Raw genomic sequence first — 23,873 nt, 5'->3', positions numbered from 1 at the left:
TTTAAAAGAATTGAGGCTTTAAATTACTACCAAGTTTAACTAAAAATTAAGGCTAAAGTTATATGTAAATTTAAATGAGATGTTATCATCAAAATGCGGTAGGTGGTAATAGCCGTATCTGTAAGCCCCACTAAGCCCAAAACCAGATAGTATATTGTTAAGTTCTAAGCCGCTTTCAAAATATCCTTTGTCTAATGTTTTAAACTCAATGAAGTCGTGTTTTTCTCTGTTACTCATATTACCCCAACCCGCTTTGCTAAATAGTGCTAATTGTGGTTTTATTTTATTGGTAATTTTAAATGGTAAAAAGTCGTGTCTGCCCATTACGGTAGCATATCGGTCAGAGAAGAACTCGTTAAAATACATGGTTTCAAAATTATCTATCCCCGCTACCGAAAAACGTCGCATAATACTTGCTTTGTTAGGGCTGTTAGGTGATACATGAAACACCTCTGTGATAGGTAAATCTCCTAAAGCAATACCCGCATTTAGGGTGATACTACTTTTGCCTGATTCTAGCGGTTGAATTTGGTAATGTGTTCTAAAGTTGAATTTAGTATAGTTAAAATCTCCATTTAGAAAATCAGAAAGTCCTTGTTGTACTTGTAGTGTAAATGATGGGTATCCTCTTTCAATTTGACTAAACCCGTCAGGGGTTAGCATAAATTTGCTATACGGTTGCCAACTAATTGCCGATGTTAGCTCTGTAGTGGTAAAGTTCTGAAAGCTTTGCCCATCATTAAAAAAAGTATAAGCATACGTTGGGTCAATTTGGTTTTGAGCCAACATAACTTTTAAACGCATTTTTGAGGTGATGTTATGTGATAGGCTTATCTGTGTTACTTTGGTTCTGTGAAAGGTTTCTATATTAAATAATCTTGGCTGAAAAACATAGAAAGCTCTGCCGTCTGTTATAAAATTATGATTTCCTATTTCTTCTAAGTCGTCAATATACATTAAGCCTAACCAGGTATTGGTAAATTTGTGTAACCTAACGTCACTTCCAATACCAAACTTCATTTTTTTATCTCTGGTACCATAAACAGTGTATCCGTGAATTTTAAAAACATTCGAAAAGTTTTTGTTGGTAGTGGCTCCCATACCTAATCTAAAGCCCTCATGGGCGTTGTATTTAAGTAGGTATCTTAAATCAAGATCTATGTATTTAGTAGGTAGGTATCCATTGGTTAGCTTAAGTACAAAGTTTATTTTGTCTTTGTAGTCTTCCGCTTTTCCTACACTGTCAATGTATCTGTAGGTTTCTAGTCCTCTGGGCGTAATACTATCTATACGGTACGTATTCCAATAATTTTCATCACGGTTAAAAGCGTTGTCGTCAAATGCAATTTCTAATCCGTGTCCTTTAATAGTTACTGGCTTATTAATAGCTATATTAAAATTCTGCTCTTTCAAAATCATTTGAACTGCAGCTTGGTCATCTTTTTCGTCAGTTCTTATAACGGTGCTGTCTCTGGGGAATTCATGTTCATCTTCTTCCAGTTTAATACGACCACCAAATAGACTAACTGCTTGATCTGTTTCTCCATTTTTTATAGCAAGTGTCTTGCTTTTCGGAAACCAAATATTTTGTTCGGGTAGATAGGTGAAGGTTTGTTTTGCTTCAACATCTATAGAGCCTTTTAGTTGCGCTACTGATTTTTGTATGGCAAAAGAGGAGGTGTCAATATACATTACTCCTTGTAATCCGGCAATATCTTCGGTACGTTTTGGTTTGTAGTAAACAAGATAAGCAGGTCTGCTACCTGGTACAGTATCTAATATTTTATAGGTATACTCTTTTAAGGCGCTGTGAGTAATTGGGTTTGTATATGAGGTACCAAATATAGTATAGGTATCGTCATAAAAAGAGAACGATTGCATTTGAATGGCTAGTACTTGATAAATAGGTTCTTCAAAACCTGCCATACGGTTGGCTAATATGTTTTCTCTTTTACCTTTGGTTTTATTGAATTTATACTCGGATACTTTTTCAGTAATGTATAAATGTGATTTTTCTAAACGTTTTTTTAAGTTGTAATCGGTAGAGTCTACATATACTAATTTCTTTTCTCCATTCTTAATTTGGTATACAGTGTCTATAGTATTAGAAATAGAGTCGGGGTTTGCGGTAACTAAAAGTTTACTATAAGATAAAAACCTAAAACTATTAAGTGCTTTCTCGGGATTGTTTTGCTTTCTGTTAGCAATTGCTTCTTTGATAATGTTTAGTGCTACACTATCTGTTGCAGAAATTGTTACCGCAGCTAAATTTTCTACGTTTTCTTTAAGAGTTATTTTATAAAACTTCTTCTGATTGGCTATAGCTATAGTGCTAGTTTGATAACCAATGTATGAGATAGAGAGTTCTTTTATAGGGGTGTTCTCAGATATGGTAAATTCACCATCTCTATTGGTAATAGTACCTGTGCCATTGTTGGTAGTAACATTGGCAAAGGGTAGTGGGGTGTTGGTGTTTTCATCGGTTACGATACCAGAAATTTGATATTGGGCTGTTGCCGATGTACAACAAAAAATAATTAGGATTAAAAGCCTGTACATAAGGTGATACTTCTTTAAAGAGAACTAGGGAATTTAGCGATAATAACGCATAAAAGCGACTTTTATGGTTAAAGTCGCTTTTATTTAGTATAATCTTAAGAATTAAACAGCTTATACTGTTAAAATTTCTTTCTCTTTAATTACAAGTAGTTCATCAGACTTCTTAATAAATGCATCTGTAAGTTCTTGAATATCTACTTCAGCATTCTTTTTTAAATCTTCAGAAGCATCTAATTTTTTCACTTCTTTGTTAGCGTCTTGTCTAGCACTTCTAATACTAACTTTAGCATCGTCAGTTTCGCTCTTAGCTTGCTTCACTAATTCTTTTCTTCTTTCTTCAGTTAACGGTGGTACGCTAATAATAATTAGATCTCCGTTGTTCATTGGGTTAAACCCTAAATTGGCTAACATAATAGCTTTTTCAATAGGCTGTAACATAGCTTTTTCCCAAGGTTGAACACTAATGGTTCTAGCATCAGGAGTATTTACGTTAGCAACTTGCGCAAGTGGGGTCATAGATCCGTAGTAATCTACAAATACGCTACCCAACATAGCAGGGCTTGCTTTACCAGCTCTAATGTTTGAAAATTCTTTTTCTAAGTGGGTAAGAGCAGCCTCCATTGATTCTTTGGCGCTATCTAATATAAAGTCAATTTCTTCGTTCATTTAATTCCAGATTTAAGAATTTTATAAATTCACTATCGTTCCTATATTTTCTCCTTCCATAACCTTTAGTAAATTACCTTGTTTGTTCATGTCAAAAACAATAATTGGTAATTCATTTTCCTGACTAAGGGTAAAGGCTGTGGTGTCCATAACTTTTAAACCTTTTTTCAGTACATCGTCAAATGTAATGAAATCAAATTTAGTAGCATTTTTATCTTTCTCGGGGTCTGCAGTGTAAATACCATCTACACGCGTACCTTTTAAAATAACATCAGCTTCTATTTCAATGGCTCTTAAAACTGCAGCAGAGTCAGTAGTAAAATAAGGGTTTCCTGTTCCGCCACCAAAAATAACAACACGCCCTTTTTCTAAATGTCTAAGTGCTCTTCTTCTAATAAAAGGTTCTGCTACTTCGTTAATCTGAATAGCCGATTGTAAACGTGTTTGCGCACCAGCATCTTCTAAAGCACTTTGTAATGCTAGTCCGTTTATAACGGTTGCAAGCATACCCATGTGGTCTCCTTGTACTCTATCCATACCGTTGCTTGCTCCGGCTACACCTCTAAAGATGTTTCCACCACCAATAACAATAGCTACTTGGATACCTTTATCAACAATTTGCTTAACTTCTTGTGCGTATTCCGAAAGTCTTTTTGGGTCAATACCATATTGTCTTTCGCCCATAAGCGCTTCGCCACTTAACTTGAGAAGAATTCTTTTGTATTGCATTTTTTTGATTGTGTTGTAAGAGTTTTAAAAACTATGCCAAAGGTAAGGAAAATTATTAATGTTAAAATACTTATGTTTTCTTAAATTTTTACGGTTATAGTGTGGCTTCTGTAAAAAGTAATGTTTCATAGTTTTTATTGTAAAGAGATGTGATGTTGAGAATATGATGAAATATAATTTCTGTTAGCGCATAACACGCTTCTTATTTTCTTTTATGTGACTGAAAATTAGTGTTAAGTATATTTTTTTAACGTTAAAAAAAAGACTGTTTGTTTAATTGTGTAAAGAAATTTAACTATATTTAAGTATTCTTAGATTAATTATATAGTTCTATTCTGACGGACAATGTGTAGGTTTTTTTAAAAAATCTACATAGGTGTAACAAATTATTCCCTCATCCCCTTTTCCCTTTGGTGAAAACCAAACCAACTAATCTTTTGGGATTAGCAATTTTTTGTGCTTAAAACCTAAATAAATTAATTGATATGAAGAAGAATTTCTTTTGGCTGTTGTTATTGGCATGTGTTGCCTTTAGCACAAACACTTTTGCTCAGAAAAAAACAAACATTCTTGTTATTATGGTAGATGATGTGGCACCTAACTCGTTAAGTGCTTACTCTATGGGTATGCAGTACCCTACACCTAATATTGATAGAATTGCAAAAGAAGGAGCATTGTTTACAGATCATTATTCGCAACCTAGTTGTACGGCGGGTAGGGCTGCTTTTATTACAGGACAGAAACCAGTGCGTACAGGGTTAACTACAGTTGGGCAGCCTGGTAACCCAATTGGTTTGCAGAAAGAAGACCCTACATTGGCAGAGTTATTAAAGCCTATGGGGTATATGACAGCGCAATTTGGTAAAAACCACTTGGGAGACCGTAATGAGCATTTGCCTACCGTGCATGGGTTTGATGAGTTTTATGGAAACCTTTATCACTTAAATGTATCCGAAGAACCAGAACAGCCTGATTATCCTAAAACCAAAAAGTTTGAGGATAAGTATGGACCTCGTGGTATTATAGAATCATACGCATCGGATGTAGATGATACTACGGTAGATCCTCGTTTTGGTAAAATAGGGAAACAAAAGGTGAAAGATGTGGGGCAGTTAACCTCAGAAATGATGAAAACCTTTGATCAGGTTTTAGTGGATAAATCTAAAGATTTTATGAAACGCGCAAAAAAAGCTGATAAGCCATTCTTTTTGTGGTTTGCCTCTAGTCGTATGCACGTATATACACATTTAACAGATGAACATAAGAACTTGGCAGGCGGTATAAGTACCGATATAGATAAGTTTGGTAGTGGGTTAATGGAGCATGATATGCAGGTAGGGGAGCTGCTTGATTATTTAGATGAATTGGGTATTGCAGAAAATACGTTGGTAATTTATACTACCGATAACGGACCAGAGCAAAGTACTTGGCCAGATGCGGGTACTACCATGTTCCGCGGAGAAAAGATGACAACCTATGAAGGTGGGGTGCGTTCTCCGTTTTTAGTGAGATGGCCTAAGCAAATACCTGCAGGGCTTATTAGAAATGGTATTTCTTCTCATGAAGATGTGTTGCCAACAGTTATGGCTGCGGTAGGCGATACTAATATTATAGAAGAATTGAAGCAAGGGAAAAAGTTTGGAGATATGAATTATAAGGTTCATATAGATGGATTTAATAATTTGGATTATTGGACAGGTAAGACAGATGAATCTGCTCGTAACTATTTCTTCTATTACTATGAAACTAATTTAACGGCAATAAGGGTAGGTCCGTGGAAAATGCACTTTGCTACCAAAGAGCGCTATTTTGATGATATGATATCTCATACCATGCCACAGCTTTATAATTTAAGAAAAGACCCTTTTGAGCATTACGATGATATTACAGGGTTTCATCTTGCTATGATGAAGTCATGGGTGATGCAGCCGGCAATAGGTATGCTAACCGATCATCTACAAACATTTGCTGAGTTTCCACCTCGCCAAGAATCTGCCTCTTTAGATATTAATAAAGCAATTGAGAAGATTTTAATGGCGGGGAGTAGACAGTAACGGTTATTTGTGTTAAATAATCTAAATTATTAGATGTGAAAAAGTTTATATTGTTTATAGGTAGTGTTTTAGCATCTTCATTGCTATACGCTCAAGATGATGCAGCGGCATTGGCTAAGAAATTGGCCAATCCTGTTGCTTCTTTAATCAGTGTGCCTTTCCAAAATAATACGGATTATGGTATAGGTGATTACAATGGAACCCGGAATACATTAAATATTCAGCCAGTGATTCCTATTGGGATTAGTGAAGATTGGAATTTAATAGGGAGAGTTGTTTTACCAGTTATTACACAGTACGATATTTATGCGCCCGGTACCAAGCAAAGCGGATTAAGTGATGCTGTAGTAAGTACTTTTTTGAGTCCTAAAGAATCTAAAAATGGACTTACTTGGGGTGTGGGTCCAGTGTTTTTAGTGCCAACGGGTACCGATGAGTTGTTAACTACTAAAAAGTTTGGTGTAGGACCTACGGCTGTTATTCTTAAGCAAGCTAATGGTGTTACTTACGGGGCATTAGTAAATCAAATATGGAGTGTTGCCGGAGACGCTGATAGGGCAGATGTAAATCAAATGTTCTTGCAGCCTTTTGTAACTTATAATTGGCCAAGTGGTGCTGGGTTAGGTTGTAATATGGAGTTGACGCAAAACTGGCAGGCTAGTACCTCTAATATATGGTTAAATCCTACAGTGAGTGGTTTAACAAGTTTGGGTAAGCAAAAGGTTTCGTTGGCTATTGGGCCAAGGTTTAATATTGCTGCGCCTGATGGGCAACAAGCTGACTGGGGTTGGAGAGCAGTTGTTATATTCTTGTTTCCTAAGTAATACATGTTTAAAAACTAAATATGCTATGAATAAGATGAAGTTTAAACACTTATATGTGGTTGTTATTTGTTTACTCTTAGTTACTAGTGTTACGAATGCTCAAGAAGATGAACTTTTTGGAAATTTATCTGTGGGGAAGTCTTTTGCTGGTAGCGGTAATTGGGGGTATAGTAGTGCTTTAACTTACAAACATATATTTGATGAAATTGGTTGGAGAAGGTTAAGTGGTGATTTTGGTACTAATTATAAGTATGGTGTATGGGGTTTTAAAGGAGGTTTGTCTTTACAATATACTTTTGATGATGAGATTGTTAATAGCTTAGAGGTACGCCCTTGGGTGGGTGCTAGCTTACGCAACGAATTAATTAATCATTTGGCCATGATTCAAGTAGGTAGATTGGAGTGGCGAAACTTTTTTTATGATGGAGTGGATAATGAAGCCTATATAAGAACCACTTTTGATGTGGGGTTTGAGTATGAGCTTCATGACTTAAATTTAGAAACTTGGGCTGTAGAAACCGGCTATACTTGGTATTTTTTAAAAGACCCTGCAATTGGTGAACGTTATGCCAATTCTAGAGAGTTTAGATTTTTATTTATAAAGAAGCTTCCTAAGGCAAAATTAATTTTTGGTTATAAGGCCGAGAAGTTTAGAGAGTTTGATGGTGAAGATCATGGTGCAGCACACACCATTCATTTGGCGGTGGCATTGTAAAAACGGAATGTAAACTGTTAAAACTAAATATAAAAAAAGCCGGTTTACAATTAAACCGGCTTTTAAATATTATATGGAAGAATAGCTTATCCTAAAGCAACTCTTTTAAATCCTGTTACAGTTAAATCTGCGTTTACAGATTTTACATACTGAGCAACACTAACTTTAGAATCTTTGATGAAAGATTGGTTTACTAAGGTGTTGTCTTTAAAGAAACGGTTAAGTTTACCTTTAGCAATGTTTTCTAACATAGCTTCTGGCTTACCTTCTTGTCTTAAAACATCTTTAGCAATTTCAATTTCTTTATCAATAGTCTCTTGGTCAACTCCTTCTTCATTTAAAGCTACCGGATTCATTGCAGCAGCTTGCATAGCTACGTCTTTAGCAGCAGCTTGCGCACCTTCTACATTAGCAGATAAGCTAACAATAGTAGCAATTTTGTTACCAGCGTGGATATAAGCACCTACAAATGGAGCTTCTAATTTTTCAAAAGCACCGATTTCAATTTTCTCACCAATAACACCAGTTTGTTCAACTAATTTATCAGCAACTGTAGTACCGTTATAGTCTGCAGCTAATAACTCTTCTTTAGAAGCAGTGTTAACAGCTAAAGCAGCTAAGTCGTTTGCTAAGTTTACGAAAGATTCGTTTTTAGCAACGAAATCAGTTTCACAGTTTAAAGAAATGATTACACCAGCAGTTTCAGCATCGTTAACTTTAGCGATAACAGCACCTTCAGAAGAATCTCTGTCAGCTCTTTTAGCAGCAACTTTCTGTCCTTTTTTACGAAGAACTTCAATTGCTTTATCGAAATCACCTTCTGCTTCAACCAACGCTTTTTTGCAGTCCATCATACCTGCACCGGTTGCTTTTCTTAATTTATTTACTTCAGCGGCTGTGATGTTTGCCATGATCTAGTAGTTTTTTTAAAGTCTGTACAAAAATCAGATATACAAGTTACTTAATGCCTGTACAGACTTTATGAAATTGTTATTAATTATTTTTCAGTTGCTTCTGTTGTAGCTTCAGCTTTAGGAGCATCACTTTCTTTAGCAGCTTTCTTTTCTTCTTTATCCGCTTTTCTTTCAGTTAAACCTTCAGAAATAGCTTCAGTAACGTATGTAAGAACTTTTTCTATAGACTTAGAAGCGTCATCGTTAGATGGTATTACATACTCTACCTCTCTTGGGTCAGAGTTTGTATCTACCATTGCAAAGATTGGAATGTTTAATTTTTGTGCTTCTTTCACTGCTATGTGCTCACGCATTGTATCAATGATAAACAATGCACCTGGTAAACGTGTCATATCAGCAATTGATCCTAAGTTTTTCTCTAACTTAGCTCTTAAACGGTCAATTTGTAACTTCTCTTTTTTAGATAAAGTATCAAAAGTACCGTCTTTCTTCATTCTGTCTATAGAAGCCATTTTTTTAACAGCTTTTCTAATAGTTACAAAGTTAGTAAGCATACCACCTGGCCATCTTTCAGTGATGTAAGGCATGTTTACGTTTGAAGCTTTATCAGCAACAATGTCCTTAGCTTGCTTTTTAGTAGCAACAAATAATATTTTTCTACCTGACGCTGCAATTTTTTTAAGAGCTTCGTTAGCTTCTTCAATTTTAGCAGCAGTTTTATATAAGTTGATAACGTGAATCCCGTTACGCTCCATGTAGATGTACGGAGCCATGTTTGGGTTCCACTTTCTAGTAAGGTGACCAAAGTGAACACCTGCATCTAGTAAGTCTTTTACTTCTATGTTATTTGCCATTTTTGTAATAGTTTACGTTCCGTTGAGGTTAGCAATGTTGAAGTGGCAATTTAGCATTGGCCTTCAGCATTTGGATGCTAAACTAATTCTCTTTTGACAGAGACAACGACAACTGATTTTAATAAATAAAAAATACGTTTTAATGAACGTGATAAAAAATTAACGTTTAGAGAATTGGAATTTCTTACGAGCTTTCTTCTGACCGAATTTCTTACGCTCTACCATTCTTGGGTCTCTAGTTAATAAACCTTCTGGTTTAAGGCTTAATCTGTGTTCAGCATCAATTTCGCATAAAGCTCTTGAAATAGCTAAACGAACAGCTTCAGCTTGTCCTGTAACACCGCCACCATAAACGTTTACTTTAACATCGTACGCATCTTCTGTATTAGTTAAAGCAAATGGTTGTTTTACTTTGTACTGTAAAGTTGGAGTAGCAAAGTAGGTGTTAAATTCTTTTTTGTTTACGGTAATGTTTCCGTTTCCGGGAGTAACATATACACGCGCAACAGCAGTTTTTCTTCTACCAATTTTGTGAATTACTTCCATTACTTAAGATCGTTTAAGTTAATTGCAGTTGGTTTTTGAGCCTCTTGTCCGTGCTCTGTACCTACATACACTTTTAAATTACGGAATAATGCAGCACCTAATTTGTTTTTAGGTAGCATTCCTTTTACTGATTTTTCTACTAAACGAGTAGGATCTTTTTCAAAAAGTTCCGTTGCGTTTAATGTTCTTTGTCCACCCGGGTAACCTGTGTGACGAACGTATACTTTGTCGTTCCACTTTTTACCAGTTAAATTGATTTTTTCAGCATTGATAATTACAACATTATCTCCACAATCAACGTGCGGGGTGTAACTAGGCTTGTACTTACCTCTTAAAAGTTTTGCTACTTTTGAAGCAAGACGCCCTAACGTTTGTCCTTCAGCATCAACTAAAACCCATTGCTTATCTGCACCAGCTTTAGTAACTGAAATTGTTTTGTAGCTTAATGAATCCACACTAAATTATTTTATATAATTAAACATTCCATTCCCAATTAAGGGAGTGCAAAAGTACAACTATTTGTATTAATTGCAAATCTTAAATGAGAAATATTTGATTTGAAAGTAATTGGCGTTGAATGTTTTAGGTTTAACAACTTTTCTGTGAAAGAGAAAAACCGCCTTATAAAGGCGGTTTGATATTGTTATAATACTGAATATTTGTAATTTAATTGTTGGGGAGTATAGTGTTAAACTGTTTTAGTTTTTATAATTTTAATGTGCTTCTAGCCAGTCATTTCCTATTCCAATTTCAACATCTAACGGAACGCTTAAGGTGTATGCATTTTCCATTTCGTGTTTAATCATGGCTTTTACTTTATCAAGTTCTGGTTTGTATGCATCAAAAACCAATTCATCATGTACCTGAAGTAGCATTTTGGTTTTGTAGTTTTCTTCTTTTAGGCGGGTGTGAATGTTAATCATAGCAAGCTTAATAATGTCAGCTGCACTTCCTTGTATTGGTGCATTTACAGCGTTACGCTCTGCGGCACCACGTACGGTATGGTTTCTAGAGTTAATATCTGCTAAATATCTACGTCTGCCTAAAATGGTTTCTACATACCCATTGTCTTGTGCAAAATGTACTTGTGAACTTATGTAGTTTTTCAATTTAGGATAGGTTTCGTAGTACGTATCTATTAGTTCTTTGGCTTCGCTTCTGTTTAAAGAGGTTTGGTTACTTAACCCAAAGGCAGAAACTCCATATATAATACCAAAGTTTACAGTTTTAGCATTGCTACGTTGTTCACGTGTTACTTCATCTAGTGCTACATTAAAAACTTTGGCAGCTGTAGCAGCATGAATATCTTCTCCGTTTTTAAATGCGTTTATCATATTTTCTTCCTCACTAAGTGCTGCTATAATGCGTAATTCAATTTGTGAGTAATCGGCAGCTAGTATGGTATAGTCTTCACTACGTGGTACAAATGCTTTACGTACCTGTCTACCTCGCTCTGTTCGAATCGGAATATTTTGTAGGTTAGGGTTGTTACTACTTAAACGCCCGGTAGCTGCAACTGCTTGGCTGTATACGGTATGTATTCTTCCAGTTTTACTATTAATCTCGTTAGGTAACGCATCTACATAGGTGTTCAGTAATTTGTTTAAAGAACGCCAGTTAAGAATATCTTCTACTATTTTATGGTCTTTTGCCAAATAGGATAGTACATCTTCTGCTGTAGAGTATTGTCCTGTTTTAGTTTTCTTAGGTTTGTCTACCAATTTTAGTTTGTCAAAAAGGATAGGGCCTAATTGTTTTGGTGACGAAAGGTTAAATTCTTCACCTGCTTGTTCAAAAATATTTTTTTCTAGCCCAGCAATATCTGTTTTTAAAGCTTCAGATAGGGAGCCTAAGAATTCTTTATTTACACTAATACCTTCAATTTCCATATCGGCTAATACCTTAACTAAAGGAGCTTCTACTTCTTCAAATAGTTTGTTAGCGGCTCTTTTTTCTAATTCAGGAGCAAAAATTTGTTTTAATTTTAATGTAATGTCGGCGTCTTCAACGGCATATTCTGTCTGGTCTGTAACTGGTACACTACGCATCGATTTTTGATTCTTTCCTTTTTTACCAATTAAGCTTTCAATAGAAACTGGTTGGTAGTTAAGGTAGGTTTCAGCTAATACATCCATATTGTGGCGCATATCTGGGTTAATAAGATAGTGCGCTATCATGGTATCAAAAATGTTTCCTTTTACCTCAATATGGTAGTTGGAAAGTACTTTAATGTCGTATTTTAAATTCTGACCAATTTTGGTAATTTCTTCGTTTTCAAAAAATACGCGGAATTCCTCTACAATGGCTTGTGCTTCTTCTTTATCTTCTGGAATGGTTACGTAATATCCTTTGCCTGCTTCCCAAGAGAAAGCAATACCTACCAATGCAGCCTCTAAAGATTTTAGGCTGGTGGTTTCTGTATCAAAACAAACCTCCTTTTGAAGAAGTAGTTTCTCTAAAAGTAGTTTTCGGGCTAGTGGTGTTGAAACCGATTGATAAAGGTGTGGGTGTGTTTCTATAGTAATGTAGCCATTGATAACAGTTTTTTCTGTTGTGTTGTCTGTATCGGCTACAGCAAATAGATTCGTTTGTCCGTTGGTAACAGGTTCAGTACCTACGGCAGTTTGTAATGATTCTTCTTTACCGAAGGTTTTCATTAAATTTTCTGCCATACGTCTAAATTCTAATTCTTGAAATAGTTCGCCTACTTTTTCAAAATCAGGGTCACACATTTCAAAATTTTCTTCATGGAATTCAACAGGAACATCTAGCATAATACGTGCTAGCTCTTTAGAGAGTAGTCCCATTTCGGCGTTGGCTTCTACTTTCTCTTTCATTTTACCTTTTAGCTGATCTGTGTTTGCTAGAAGGTCTTCCATACTACCAAATTGTTGTAAAAATTTAATAGCTGTTTTTTCACCTACTCCAGGTAATCCTGGGATGTTATCTACAGCATCTCCCATCATACCTAAGAAGTCAATTACCTGCTCTGGTCTTTCTACACCAAATTTAGCTTGTACTTCTGGGATGCCCCAAATTTCAATACCATTACCCATACGAGCAGGGCGGTACATAAATATGTTTTCAGAAACTAGTTGGGCATAATCTTTATCAGGGGTTACCATATAGGTCATATACCCTTGTTTTTCGGCTTGCTTAGCTAGCGTACCTATAATATCATCGGCTTCATATCCTTCTTTTTCAATGCAAGGTATGTTCATAGCCTTAATAATGTCTTGTATAATTGGCACGGCAATGCGAATAGCTTCCGGAGTTTCATCTCTGTTAGCTTTGTAGTCTGCAAACATTTCTGTTCTGCCTACGCTACCTCCCTTATCAAAACAAACGGCAAGATGGTCTGGTTTTTCTTTTTTTATGACTTCTAATAAAGAATTCATAAACCCTAAAACGGCACTGGTGTCCATTCCTTTGGAATTGATTCTAGGATTTTTAATGAAGGCGTAGTACCCTCTAAAAATTAGTGCGTAAGCGTCTAGTAAGAAAAGCCTTTTCTTTGCCATTGTTTCTTTGTTTTAAAATTTGATAATGGGTTTTCAAAGCTACAAAGAATTTGGCTTTTCTACTTGCTCTAGACTTAAATAGGGGTGAGCTTGTCGGAAATTTTTCTTAAATGATAATGAAAATGAGGTATTAACGCAATGGCTAACATGGTTAAAAATATGAAGGCACTCATATAAATATAGTAGTCTCTTGCGTATAGTAAATTAGTTTGTGCACGTACTGCCGCACCTAATTGTCTGCTGGCTCCTGCGGTTGCTTGTAATGTAGAAGCGCCTCTGTCTAATAATGTTTGCTGGTAGGTGGCTACATGGTGTGCTACCTCTGGGTTGGTGTTTACCAATTCTTTTCCGTAATCATTATAGTGTATGCTTTGTTGACGCAGCCCCATGAAGGTGACCAATGCCATACTTGCTGTGAATGTGAAAAACCTGTAGGATATTCCTGTGGCAGAAGCGGAGAATGCAATTTCAGTAGGTACAGCTGTTGCATAAAAGATAACAATGGATAACATAAGTGTACCGTTACCAAAACCTTGAAAGAATAAGGGTAAAAGTAAGTCGCTCGTTTCTGCTTGGCTACCGAATATAAATAACATATAGATGTGGAAAAATAATAGCGAGGCAAAGCCAGTAAGCCAAATGAGCCTAATTCTAGTACCTGTTAATAGAAATCTGGCTGTTAATAATGCCCCGCTAAATACTCCAACACCATTGATTGTCATTACGTAGGCTCTATGGTATACATCTAAATTAATAGCTGTGTTGAAAAAACCATAGGAAACACTGGTGTCACCTTTTGCAAAATAGAAAACGAGTAGCATAAGCATACCTATTCTAAAATTTCTGCTTTTGTATATATCAAGATTTACAAAAGGTGTTTTAAGTTTTAATTGGCGGAAGAAGTATAGCATTAAGAATATAACAAATACTATAGTAGCTAAGATAATGTGTAAGCTAGTAAACCAATTATAGTATTGTCCGTAGCATAATATATATGCAGATAAAGTTAATGCAGCTGCGTATAGTACATAACTTGGCCAGTCTACTCTGGCGCTAATAGCTGTTTTTTCTCTTCTTAAATCAATGTTGTCTTTAAGGCATACAAAAAGTAGTATAAAGCCGGGTATACAGGCAAAAATCATTAATAAGAAAACAAGGTTAAAGTTGTAAGTGGTAAAAACATAGGCATCTATTAAGTACGATAACGGTACAGAACCTAAAAGAGTACCATATAAGATACCATAGCTTAATACTCTACTGCGCTGTGAGTGAAATTGTTGAAAAATAAGGGTAAACAGGGTTCCTATAAAGGCATTTGATAAAGCACCAGATAAAAATCTTAAAACAAGTAGTGTACCTAAGCTTTGGGTGTTGTATAATATAAGATTTATAAAAATAAATAGAATACAACTTGTAGTTAGGTATGGTTTTGTTCTAAACTTACTAGAAATAACTTTTTCAAAAGGGAATGCTGCTGCTATTGATAAATAATATAAAACTATCGAAAATCGAATATCGTAGGCATCGGCGTTATAGTAACTCATGGCACTTGTGGTTCCGGCTAAATAAACTCCGAGACCAATACCTACCGGAACCATTGTGGCAAAAATAGCTACAATCATTAACCAGCGTGGAACCCATTTTTTAAATGAATGATGATATGTAGTCATAGTTATATTTAAGATTTAGGAACCTTTACTTCAGCATTCATACCTGCACGCAGTTTTACTAAAGCTTGGTCTTCTTCTGTGAACTGAATACGTACGGGGAAACGTTGTGTTATTTTAACAAAGTTTCCGGTGGCGTTATCAGGGGGTAATAATGAAAACTGAGAACCGGTAGCAGGAGAGAACGATTCAATTTTTCCGGTAAAGGTTTTGTCGGGGTAGGCATCAATATTAATTTTAGCTTCCTGCCCCTCGTGCATATTAGCAATTTGGGTTTCTTCAAAATTGGCAACAATCCATTTGCCTTGATTTTGGTCTACAATAAAGCCAATGGTTTGTCCTTTTTGAACTAACTGGCCAATTTGTAAATTCTTTTTCCCCATGTAACCATCAGTTGGGGCTGTAATTACAGCATATTTTAAATCTAAGTATATTCTGTTTAAGGCTGCTTTTTTCTCTTCTATGGTAGCTTTAGCAACTTCTATTTGTGCGCTAACATCGTTGGTTCTATTTAACGAGGTTTTATACGTACGCTTCATAGATTCTAAATTGGCTTCGGCAACCTTAAGTTTGGTTTCAATATCTTCAAAGCGCTGTTGAGTAACCGCGTTGTTTTCTAATAAGATTTTGTAACGGTTGTACTCTTTTTGTTGTTGCCATAACTGGGCTTGGGCAGCATCAATTTTTGCTTGGTTAATACTAGAGCTAGAGTTGGCGGTAGTTTGATTACTTTCTAATACTCTTAGCTGTGCTTCTGCAGAGGTAACAGCAGCTTGTGCTAGCTCTTTTTGTACCAATGCTTCGTCTCGGTCTAATATTACTAAAGTGTCTCCTTTTTGTACTTTTTGATGATCGGTGTAACGTACTTCTTGTACATATCCATTGGCTCTACTTAAAATAGGGTTAATGTATTCTTGTACTTGTGCATCGTTAGTATAGGTGTATCTCCAGTGATTAATCATAGAGGCTACTCCCCAAATAATTAATGCAATTAAGATAAATAAAGCAACAAGGTAGGTGATTCTTACAACCACTCTATCTGTCTTTTCGTGTTTTTTTAATACTTCGCTCATTATAATTCTCCTGATATTTTTAGTAGTTGATAATAGTGTAGTTTGGCGGCAATTTTGTTATTTACCAATTCAAATCGTGCTTGTAATAACTGGGTATCGGCATCAATTAAATCAGTTAGTAAAGAGAGTTGGTTAAAATAGGTTTGGTCTACTATTCTGTAATTCTCTTCTGCAAATGAGATACTCTCTTCAGATACCTGAACTTTTACCAAGTCTTCATTAAACCTGCTATAAGCTGTTTTAACCTGTTTTCTTAGGTTGTCTTCCACATTTGCTTTGGCAACCTTTTGTTGTTCCACTTCTATTTCAGCAGCTTTTTCTTTGTGTTTGTCATGGTAAAAGGCGGATAGGTCATATGATAATCTTAATCCGGCCATACCCATTAAGTACGGTGCTTGTTCGTAAGGGTATAAACGAATTTGAGGGTAAGAGTATGTGTAATTACCAAACAAACCAATCTTAGGAAGTTTATCAGCTTTCAATGCTTCTTCTTTCAGTTCGCTCAATTCAATTTGCTTTTCGGCCATTTTTTCCAGAGGAGACTGTTTTAGTGTAGAAGCTACATATTTTTGGTACTCTTTATTAAGTCCTATAGATTGTAGTTGAATACTATCTGAAGGTACTATAGGTGTATTATCTTCATTACCTATAATAATATTTAAAGATTGTGTGGCAATAACTATGTTGTTGTTAATAGTTAAAAGCTGAGTTTGTTGTTGAGACAGTTGTAATTTAGCTCGTAATACATCGCTTTTTAAAACCACCCCGTTTTCAAACAATTGTGTTATTAAGCGCACGCGTTCTTTGTTTTGTTTGATGTTTTGTTTTATCAACTCCTTAAACTCATAGTAACGTTGCAAATTCAAATAGTTTTCAATTACTTCTAAGTGTAATTGATCTTCTGTTTCTGCGGTGATGTGGTCTTGTAGTTCTCTACGGGTTTCAGCAGTTTTAATGGCGGTTTTAGTAGCACCACCAGCATAAATGTTGAAATAAGTGCTTACTTCTGCGTCATATACACTGTGATCTTCTAAATGAATAAACTCAGCATCGTGGTCTATACCGTTTACAAATATGGGTATGTTGCTTAATTTTCCGTACGAAGCTTCTAAATCAACAGAGGGCAATTGTTGGTTTTTAGCGTCTTTTATGTGTGCTTCGCTAATATTGGTTTTTAATTGTTCTTCTTTTAGCTCTTTGCTAAATGTTGCTGCTTTTTTCCAAGCGTCTTCAAGACTTAGCGGAATGCTATCAATGGTAATATCTTGGGCATGTACCATAGCAACACAAAGAAGTGGTAAAAAGAATAGAACTCTTTTTATCAAATTGCTTTTCATTTTCTTTTTTTTGTTTGGTACAAATTTCCGAAGAATGTTAAAATGTTATTTTTTATAAATAGCCAAATATTTATTAATTTGAGCCAAAATTACTTTTGATGAATGTAAGTAGTATTGCTTTGCAATTTTTAGATGATGTGGATACGGTGGATAGTTGTATTTATGTGCATCATACTAAGATTGAAGAGAAACTGCCAATCCATAGTCATAATAAACATCAGTTAAGTTATGTAGAGGGTGGAATAGCTTTTTTAAATACGCCTACCAATTCTTATTTTTTGCCTGCGCGTCATTTTGTATGGGTACCGGCTGGCTTACGGCATAATGTAGAGTTGCGATCTTCTATTGTAATGGTGCGTAACTTATATTTTCCTGCAGATTTATTTCCAAAAGATCATAAGCTTCGGAAGATGGGTATTTATCCGGTAACCGATTTAATTATGGAGATGATTCTATACACAGAGAAGTGGCGGGGCGGATTTACTGAAAAGGAGGCTGAGAAATACGAATTTTTAATTGCCTTGCGAAATGTTTTGATGGCAGTATCTAGAAAACCACTTCCGGTAGCATTGCCTACTACTAAGAATATTAATTTACAGGGTATATTAAAATATATTCATCAACACCTAGATGGTGAACTGAAATTAGATAGTGTGGCAAGAGAGTTTGGTATGAGCTCTCGCAGTTTATCGCGCTTGTTTAGAGATGAAATGGATATTTCGTTTCTGCAATATGTGAAACTAACCCGCGTAATATTAGGTATGGAAATGTTGTTAGAAACTGAAATGTCTGTTAGTGAAATAGCGTATGCTTGTGGTTATAGTAATGTGGCAGCACTAAGTAATGTGTTTGAACAAATGGTACACATGCGCCCATTAGATTTTAGAAAGCGGAACTTAAAAAGGGAATCCTAAAAAATAGAACTCCCTTTTTCTTATTTTATAAAGGCTTCAGATTCAGAGTTGTTTGCTTTTTCAGAGGTACATTTGGTCATCCAGAATCCTTTATGAATACTGTAATAGCCTGTTTCTCCTTTTTTATTCATGGCTATATAGCCAACTTGAAAATTTTTATAATTGCTTCCGGGTTTGGTAACAATTCTTCTAACGGCTTCTTCACAGGCTTCCTGTGGTGTTTTACCTTGTCGCATAAGTTCAACAATTAAAAAGCTACCCACGGTTTTCATTACTTCTTCTCCAAGTCCTGTGGCCACAGCAGCACCTATTTCATTGTCTACAAATAACCCCGAGCCAATAATAGGAGAATCGCCAACACGGCCATTCATTTTATAGGCTAGTCCGCTAGTAGTACAAGCACCTGCAATGTCGCCATTAGCATCCATAGCTAACATCCCTATGGTGTCGTGGTTTTCAATATTAATAATAGGTTCGTATTGAGATTTTACTTTCCATTCATCCCATGCTTTTTTTGCTTTTTCAGTTAGGAGGTCTTCTTTTTTAAAACCCATTTCATAGGCAAATTGTTCTGCACCTTTACCAGCTAACATTACATGGGGAGTTTTTTCCATAACCATTCTAGCAACCGATACAGCATGCGTAACATTTTGCATATATACTACAGAGCCACAATTACCATGGCTATCCATAATGCTAGAATCTAATGTTACATGGCCGTCTCTATCTGGTAAGCCACCTTTACCTACTGTGATATTATCAATATTAGCTTCGGCAAGTTTACAACCTTCTTCTACTGCGTCTACAGCAGATTTGCCTGCTTGTAAAGTTTGGAAGGCTTTTTCTGCTTCCAAATTTACATTCCAAGTAGCTATTACCAATGGTTTTGTGTGGTTAGTGTTTTGATGGTTAGGGGGATGGTTTGTATTTGTTTGAGAAGCTAGTGCTTTGCCGCCAACTAAAACAGCAGCTGTGCTTAGCGAGGCGTTTTTTAAAAACTTTCTTCTTTCCATAGTTGTTGTAGTGTTATTAATGGGGTTAAATTAGTGAAAATAGAAGAAACGATACTTTTTGTAGTACATTGTTTTAAAGATTTGTTAAAATAAAGACATTTTTAAAGCGGTGTTGAAGTTTGCTTTAACTTGTGCGGCTGATGAATTAATTAGTATGTACATGAAAAATATCTTCAAATGGGCATGTTCAGGATTCTTCCTTTTCCAGTTTATGCAACTATCTGCCCAAGATGTAACCCCAAACAACCAACCAGAGTATGATCCTATAATGTATCGTCAGGGGTCTGTGTACAGGTCGGCTTCTGGTAAGCCAGGACCTGAGTATTGGCAAAATGAAGCAGATTATAAAATAGATGCTACGTTAGACGATGCGAAACAAACCATAACAGGTAAAGTAACTATTACGTATCATAATAATAGTCCTGAGGCGCTTGAGTATATTTGGTTATATGTTGAGCAAAATCGTTTTACTGAAACTTCAAGAGGAACCCTTACTACCCCGGTAATGGGTAACAGATATTCAGGAGATACAGATGGTGGGTACACCGTATCTTCGGTACAAGCCAAAGTAGGAAAAAGAGGAGAAGCTTCTAATAAGTATTTGATTGATGACACTCGTATGCAGGTGTATTTTAACGAGCCTATTCCGGCTGAAAAAGGCGTGGCTACTATTAGCATGAATTTTACGTTTAAAATACCAGAAGCTGGTATGGATAGAATGGGTAGATTGGAAACAGATAATGGTATTATTTATTCTATTGCTCAATGGTACCCAAGAGTGGCTGTTTTTGATGATGTGAAAGGATGGAATACAGAACCGTATTTAGGTGCTGGTGAGTTTTATTTAGAGTATGGAGATTTTGATTATTCGGTTACGGTACCATACGACCATATTGTGGTGGGGTCTGGTCAATTAGAAAACCCTAAAGAAGTGCTAACCAAAACAGAACAAGAGCGTTTGGAAAAAGCAGCTAATAGTGAAGAAACAGTATATATTATTACTCCTGATGAGGTAAACAATCCGTCAGTAACACGTCCGGTTTCTAGTGGTATGGTTACTTGGCATTTTAGTATGGAAAATACGCGTGATGTTTCTTTTGCTTCTTCTAAAGCTTTTGTTTGGGATGCAGCAAAAATAAACTTACCTAGTGGTAATGCATGTTTAGCACAATCTGTATATCCAAAAGAGGTGGCAGGAGATAATGCTTGGGGGCGTTCTACAGAATATGTAAAAGGTTCTATTGAAAATTATTCAAATCAATGGTTTGAGTATCCGTATCCTAACGCTATTAATGTGGCTTCTAATGTGGGTGGTATGGAGTATCCAGGAATTGTATTTTGTGGTGTTAATAGTACCGGTGCTGGATTATGGGGTGTTACAGACCATGAATTTGGTCATATTTGGTTTCCTATGATTGTAGGGTCTAATGAGCGTTTGTACCCATGGATGGATGAAGGTTTTAATACGTTTATTAACCATTACAGTACGCTTGCTTTTAATGATGGTGAGTATCCTTCAGAATTAACTCAGGCAAGAAGTAATTTAGGGTATTATACCAAAAAGAATAGAGAAAGTATTGCAACATACCCAGATGTTGTGAGTACTTCTAATTTGGGTTATACAGCTTATTACAAGCCTGCTATGGGAATGATGATGTTGAGAGAATATATTTTAGGACATGATCGTTTTGATTATGCTTTTAAAGACTATATTAAAACATGGGCTTATAAACACCCGCAACCTTCAGATTTCTTTAATGCAATGGAAAATGCGGCTGGTGAAAACTTAAATTGGTTTTGGAGAGGTTGGTTTTATGGCAATGGTAATGTAGATATTGCTATTAATAGAGTACAACCGTTTAGAGGGGCTTATGTGGTAATGTTAGATAACCGTGGCGATATACCAATGCCGGTTAAATTAAAAGTAACTTATACAGATGGTACTGAAGAGTTGAAAGAACTTCCGGTAGAAATTTGGCAGCGTGGAGATAGCTGGAATTATCTGTTAAAAACGGATAAAGAATTAGAGTCTGTAGAGATTGATCCTGATAAATTAACGCCAGATATTAATAGTTCTAACGATGTTTGGCCTAATGATATGTATAAAAAATAATAACTGATAAAGCAAAAGTTCTGTTGTAAAGCAGAACTTTTGCTTTTTTACAAATTGAAAATTGTTGATTTTTTTAGTTTGATTTTAATATAAGATATGCGTTTAAGTTTTATTGTATTTATTGTTCTGTACGTTTTAATAGATGTTTACATATTCAGGTCTCTTAAAGGAATGGGGCGTGGGTTACTTTCTTACGGGTATTTAGTGGTGTCTGTTGGTATTTTAGGGAACTTGCTTATTCAGTTTTTTGTTGTTGACGATGGCGGAGGCCGTGTCTTGTCTATTCCTAGAAGTTATGCTATAGGTTTCTTTATGTCGTTACTTTTGTTTAAAGTATTTTTCTTGGTGCTTTTTTTAGGCGAAAATTTAATACGATTAATTATTGGTGGGGCTAAAAAAGTATCGGATTCCGGAGCTGATTTTGCAGTGCCAGAACGTAGGAAATTTGTAAAGAATTTGCTGTTAGGTTTGGCTGCAGTGCCGTTTGCTTCTATGTTGTATGGTATGTACAGAGGTAAGTATAATTACAAGGTATTGTCTTATGAATTAGAGTTTGATGATTTACCAGATGCTTTTGATGGATACACCATTACCCAGGTAAGTGATATTCACTGCGGAAGCTTTGATAATAAAGAAAAGATATCTTATGGTATTGATTTAATTAATAAACAACAGAGTGACTTGTTATTATTTACTGGTGATATGGTAAATAATAGGGCAGATGAATTGGATAATTGGATGGATTTGTTTGCTACCTTATCTGCCAAAGATGGTAAATATGCTGTACTTGGTAATCATGACTATGGAGATTATTACGAGTGGAATAGTGATGAGGAGAAAAAAGCAAATTTAGAGGACCTTAAAAAGCGTGAGCGTGATATGGGGTTTGATTTGCTGTTAAATGAAAACAGGTTTATTGAGAGAGATGGACAACGATTGGCTTTGTTGGGTGTTGAGAATTGGGGTGGCGGACACTTTATTAAAGTAGGTGATTTAGATAAAGCCAAAGAAAATGTAAAACCAGACGATTTTAAAATATTAATGAGTCATGACCCTACGCATTGGGAGGAAAAGGTGATTGATGATCCGTACCATTTTCATCTAACCTTATCAGGGCACACGCATGGGATGCAGTTTGGTATAGAAATACCAGGTTGGATAAAATGGAGTCCTTCTAAATGGCGTTATAAGCACTGGGCTGGTATTTATGAGTCAGACCGTCAGTTTATTAATGTAAACCGTGGTTTTGGGTATCTTGCCTTTCCTGGTAGGGTAGGTATCTGGCCAGAGATAACGGTTATAAAACTTAAGAAAAAGTTAGCGTAAAATATAGAATGTTAAGCATTGTTATATTTATAGCAGTTACAATATAATTTCCTACTTTTGAATTAGTAATCTGATAAAGTTTATATCAATGTCGAAATTTGGAGAATTAATAGATACTTCTGTTCCGGTGTTACTGGATTTTTATGCCGATTGGAATAAGCAATCTAAAGCAATGCACCCGGTACTGCACGATGTAGCAGCTACCTTAGGTGATAGTGCTAAGATTATTAAAATTGATGTTGACAAAAATCCGGAATTATCAGATGCTTTACGAATTAAAGCATTGCCTACTTTTATTATTTATAAACAAGGCGAAATGGTATGGAGGCAAACCGGTGAGTTAGATGCTAATACATTAGCATTAACTTTACAAGAGTTTGTTTAATATTAAAGCGCTTTAAAAGTATACCCGTTATCACTTAGGTAGGTTAGTACCCTAGGTAGTACTTCTTTCAAGTTTTTAAAGGCTTTAACGCTGTCGTGAAATACAATAATGCTACCAGGTTGTACATGGTTTATAACATTGTTGTATACTTTTTCTATGCTTAAAGTAGCATCGTAGTCTTCACTTATAATATCCCAACCTACAATGGTGTATTGTTGTTGTTTTAGGTGGTTAACAATTTTAGGTGTAAACTTTCCGTACGGTGGTCTGAACAATTTTTTTTCTTTAAACGCAGGGTAGTTGTCTATAATTTCTTCTTCAGCTCTCAGCGTGTTTTTAATGTAGCATTTATAGCCTACTTTCCAAGCGTTATGGTGGTTGTTTGTATGGTTGCCTACACTGTGTCCTTCTTGTAATAAACGAGCGAAAATTTCAGGGTTTTCATGTATGTTTTTACCAATACAAAAAAAGGTTCCTTTAGCATTAAATTGTTGCAGTTGTGCCAAAACCCAATTTGTGATTTCTGGTGTAGGGCCATCATCAAATGTAAGGTATACTTCTTTGTTAGTAGTGGGTACATCCCATACCAATTTAGGAAATAGCTTTTTTACAATATTTGGGGTTTTAACTAATAGCATATAAAAAAATGGCAACTAGTTATCA

Annotated in this window: 20 protein-coding genes; 7 read left to right on the top strand and 13 right to left on the bottom strand. The window is 35.6% G+C overall.

From position 1 onward, the window contains the following. Positions 1-39 precede the first annotated feature (39 nt). The 3 genes from Y10_RS15630 to pyrH form a co-directional block, all read right to left on the bottom strand. A complete protein-coding gene (locus Y10_RS15630) occupies positions 40-2,559 on the bottom strand; it encodes a DUF5686 family protein (protein ID WP_281766353.1) in 2,520 nt (839 codons plus the stop codon). Between the two features lie 111 nt (positions 2,560-2,670). Continuing rightward, entirely contained in the window at positions 2,671-3,225 is a 555-nt protein-coding gene (gene frr, locus Y10_RS15625) for a ribosome recycling factor (protein WP_281766352.1), read from the bottom strand. A 21-nt stretch (positions 3,226-3,246) separates the two neighbouring features. Beyond that, the gene (gene pyrH, locus Y10_RS15620; protein ID WP_281766351.1) at positions 3,247-3,954 is read right to left on the bottom strand and encodes a UMP kinase; all 708 of its coding nucleotides are present in this window, start codon (positions 3,952-3,954) and stop codon (positions 3,247-3,249) included. A 485-nt stretch (positions 3,955-4,439) separates the two neighbouring features. On the opposite strand from pyrH, the gene Y10_RS15615 reads away from it, so the two are divergent. Genes Y10_RS15615 through Y10_RS15605 form a run of 3 tightly spaced genes read left to right on the top strand, consistent with a single transcriptional unit; the run spans position 4,440 to position 7,547 of the window. Further along, the gene (locus Y10_RS15615) at positions 4,440-6,008 is read left to right on the top strand and encodes an arylsulfatase (RefSeq protein WP_281766350.1); all 1,569 of its coding nucleotides are present in this window, start codon (positions 4,440-4,442) and stop codon (positions 6,006-6,008) included. 35 nt (positions 6,009-6,043) lie between these two features. Continuing rightward, entirely contained in the window at positions 6,044-6,832 is a 789-nt protein-coding gene (locus Y10_RS15610) for a hypothetical protein (protein ID WP_281766349.1), read from the top strand. 25 nt (positions 6,833-6,857) lie between these two features. Beyond that, positions 6,858-7,547 carry a hypothetical protein gene (locus tag Y10_RS15605; RefSeq protein ID WP_281766348.1) on the top strand — a complete coding sequence of 230 codons (690 nt, stop codon included), beginning with the start codon at positions 6,858-6,860 and terminating at the stop codon, positions 7,545-7,547. 86 nt (positions 7,548-7,633) lie between these two features. On the opposite strand, the gene tsf is transcribed toward Y10_RS15605, so the two are convergent. The 8 genes from tsf to Y10_RS15565 all read right to left on the bottom strand — a co-directional run bounded on the left by tsf (position 7,634) and on the right by Y10_RS15565 (position 17,459). Beyond that, on the bottom strand, positions 7,634-8,458 hold the full coding sequence (tsf, locus tag Y10_RS15600; protein ID WP_281766347.1) for a translation elongation factor Ts: 825 nt from the start codon (positions 8,456-8,458) through the stop codon (positions 7,634-7,636). A gap of 86 nt (positions 8,459-8,544) precedes the next feature. Beyond that, positions 8,545-9,315 (bottom strand): 30S ribosomal protein S2, encoded by a 771-nt coding sequence (gene rpsB / locus Y10_RS15595; protein WP_281766346.1) that lies wholly within the window; start codon positions 9,313-9,315, stop codon positions 8,545-8,547. A gap of 159 nt (positions 9,316-9,474) precedes the next feature. Further along, positions 9,475-9,861 carry a 30S ribosomal protein S9 gene (gene rpsI / locus Y10_RS15590; protein ID WP_281766345.1) on the bottom strand — a complete coding sequence of 129 codons (387 nt, stop codon included), beginning with the start codon at positions 9,859-9,861 and terminating at the stop codon, positions 9,475-9,477. Then, entirely contained in the window at positions 9,861-10,316 is a 456-nt protein-coding gene (gene rplM, locus Y10_RS15585; protein WP_281766344.1) for a 50S ribosomal protein L13, read from the bottom strand. The genes rpsI and rplM overlap by 1 nt, the downstream gene beginning before the upstream one ends. Before the next feature lie 258 nt (positions 10,317-10,574). Continuing rightward, positions 10,575-13,382, bottom strand: a complete 2,808-nt coding sequence (polA, locus tag Y10_RS15580) for a DNA polymerase I (RefSeq protein WP_281766343.1) — start codon at positions 13,380-13,382, stop codon at positions 10,575-10,577. Between the two features lie 74 nt (positions 13,383-13,456). Beyond that, positions 13,457-15,052, bottom strand: a complete 1,596-nt coding sequence (locus Y10_RS15575) for an MFS transporter (protein WP_281766342.1) — start codon at positions 15,050-15,052, stop codon at positions 13,457-13,459. An 8-nt stretch (positions 15,053-15,060) separates the two neighbouring features. Further along, positions 15,061-16,122, bottom strand: a complete 1,062-nt coding sequence (locus Y10_RS15570; RefSeq protein WP_281766341.1) for an HlyD family secretion protein — start codon at positions 16,120-16,122, stop codon at positions 15,061-15,063. Beyond that, on the bottom strand, positions 16,122-17,459 hold the full coding sequence (locus Y10_RS15565; RefSeq protein WP_281766340.1) for a TolC family protein: 1,338 nt from the start codon (positions 17,457-17,459) through the stop codon (positions 16,122-16,124). The genes Y10_RS15570 and Y10_RS15565 overlap by 1 nt, the downstream gene beginning before the upstream one ends. A gap of 98 nt (positions 17,460-17,557) precedes the next feature. Here Y10_RS15565 and Y10_RS15560 point away from each other — a divergent pair, with 98 nt between their 5' ends. Then, positions 17,558-18,373 carry a helix-turn-helix domain-containing protein gene (locus Y10_RS15560; RefSeq protein ID WP_281766339.1) on the top strand — a complete coding sequence of 272 codons (816 nt, stop codon included), beginning with the start codon at positions 17,558-17,560 and terminating at the stop codon, positions 18,371-18,373. Between the two features lie 20 nt (positions 18,374-18,393). Here the strand turns inward: Y10_RS15560 and Y10_RS15555 are convergent, their stop codons facing one another. Then, the gene (locus Y10_RS15555) at positions 18,394-19,386 is read right to left on the bottom strand and encodes an isoaspartyl peptidase/L-asparaginase family protein (RefSeq protein ID WP_281766338.1); all 993 of its coding nucleotides are present in this window, start codon (positions 19,384-19,386) and stop codon (positions 18,394-18,396) included. Between the two features lie 160 nt (positions 19,387-19,546). On the opposite strand from Y10_RS15555, the gene Y10_RS15550 reads away from it, so the two are divergent. From Y10_RS15550 to Y10_RS15540, 3 genes are all read left to right on the top strand, one after another. Further along, on the top strand, positions 19,547-21,499 hold the full coding sequence (locus Y10_RS15550; protein WP_281766337.1) for a M1 family metallopeptidase: 1,953 nt from the start codon (positions 19,547-19,549) through the stop codon (positions 21,497-21,499). Between the two features lie 96 nt (positions 21,500-21,595). Next, on the top strand, positions 21,596-22,825 hold the full coding sequence (locus tag Y10_RS15545; RefSeq protein ID WP_281766336.1) for a metallophosphoesterase: 1,230 nt from the start codon (positions 21,596-21,598) through the stop codon (positions 22,823-22,825). Positions 22,826-22,913: 88 nt separating this feature from the next. After that, positions 22,914-23,210 carry a thioredoxin family protein gene (locus Y10_RS15540; protein WP_281766335.1) on the top strand — a complete coding sequence of 99 codons (297 nt, stop codon included), beginning with the start codon at positions 22,914-22,916 and terminating at the stop codon, positions 23,208-23,210. A gap of 2 nt (positions 23,211-23,212) precedes the next feature. Here the strand turns inward: Y10_RS15540 and Y10_RS15535 are convergent, their stop codons facing one another. Beyond that, positions 23,213-23,848, bottom strand: a complete 636-nt coding sequence (locus tag Y10_RS15535; protein WP_281766334.1) for a polysaccharide deacetylase family protein — start codon at positions 23,846-23,848, stop codon at positions 23,213-23,215. Positions 23,849-23,873: the final 25 nt, after the last annotated feature.

It is taken from the genome of Neptunitalea lumnitzerae (assembly GCF_027924185.1).
Classification (GTDB): Bacteria; Bacteroidota; Bacteroidia; order Flavobacteriales; family Flavobacteriaceae; genus Neptunitalea; species Neptunitalea lumnitzerae.
Note: the sequence above shows the minus strand (reverse complement) of the source record. Positions and strands in the feature narration are given on the sequence as shown.

Coding starts and splice junctions, on each gene's coding strand:
- rpsB (WP_281766346.1), bottom strand. CDS start 9,315: ATGGCAAATAACATAGAAGTAAAAGACTTACTAGATGCAGGTGTTCAC.
- Y10_RS15575 (WP_281766342.1), bottom strand. CDS start 15,052: ATGACTACATATCATCATTCATTTAAAAAATGGGTTCCACGCTGGTTA.
- Y10_RS15605 (WP_281766348.1), top strand. CDS start 6,858: ATGAATAAGATGAAGTTTAAACACTTATATGTGGTTGTTATTTGTTTA.
- Y10_RS15555 (WP_281766338.1), bottom strand. CDS start 19,386: ATGGAAAGAAGAAAGTTTTTAAAAAACGCCTCGCTAAGCACAGCTGCT.
- rpsI (WP_281766345.1), bottom strand. CDS start 9,861: ATGGAAGTAATTCACAAAATTGGTAGAAGAAAAACTGCTGTTGCGCGT.
- pyrH (WP_281766351.1), bottom strand. CDS start 3,954: ATGCAATACAAAAGAATTCTTCTCAAGTTAAGTGGCGAAGCGCTTATG.
- Y10_RS15535 (WP_281766334.1), bottom strand. CDS start 23,848: ATGCTATTAGTTAAAACCCCAAATATTGTAAAAAAGCTATTTCCTAAA.
- Y10_RS15615 (WP_281766350.1), top strand. CDS start 4,440: ATGAAGAAGAATTTCTTTTGGCTGTTGTTATTGGCATGTGTTGCCTTT.
- Y10_RS15630 (WP_281766353.1), bottom strand. CDS start 2,559: ATGTACAGGCTTTTAATCCTAATTATTTTTTGTTGTACATCGGCAACA.
- frr (WP_281766352.1), bottom strand. CDS start 3,225: ATGAACGAAGAAATTGACTTTATATTAGATAGCGCCAAAGAATCAATG.
- polA (WP_281766343.1), bottom strand. CDS start 13,382: ATGGCAAAGAAAAGGCTTTTCTTACTAGACGCTTACGCACTAATTTTT.
- Y10_RS15550 (WP_281766337.1), top strand. CDS start 19,547: ATGAAAAATATCTTCAAATGGGCATGTTCAGGATTCTTCCTTTTCCAG.
- Y10_RS15560 (WP_281766339.1), top strand. CDS start 17,558: ATGAATGTAAGTAGTATTGCTTTGCAATTTTTAGATGATGTGGATACG.
- Y10_RS15545 (WP_281766336.1), top strand. CDS start 21,596: ATGCGTTTAAGTTTTATTGTATTTATTGTTCTGTACGTTTTAATAGAT.
- Y10_RS15570 (WP_281766341.1), bottom strand. CDS start 16,122: ATGAGCGAAGTATTAAAAAAACACGAAAAGACAGATAGAGTGGTTGTA.
- tsf (WP_281766347.1), bottom strand. CDS start 8,458: ATGGCAAACATCACAGCCGCTGAAGTAAATAAATTAAGAAAAGCAACC.
- Y10_RS15565 (WP_281766340.1), bottom strand. CDS start 17,459: ATGAAAAGCAATTTGATAAAAAGAGTTCTATTCTTTTTACCACTTCTT.
- Y10_RS15540 (WP_281766335.1), top strand. CDS start 22,914: ATGTCGAAATTTGGAGAATTAATAGATACTTCTGTTCCGGTGTTACTG.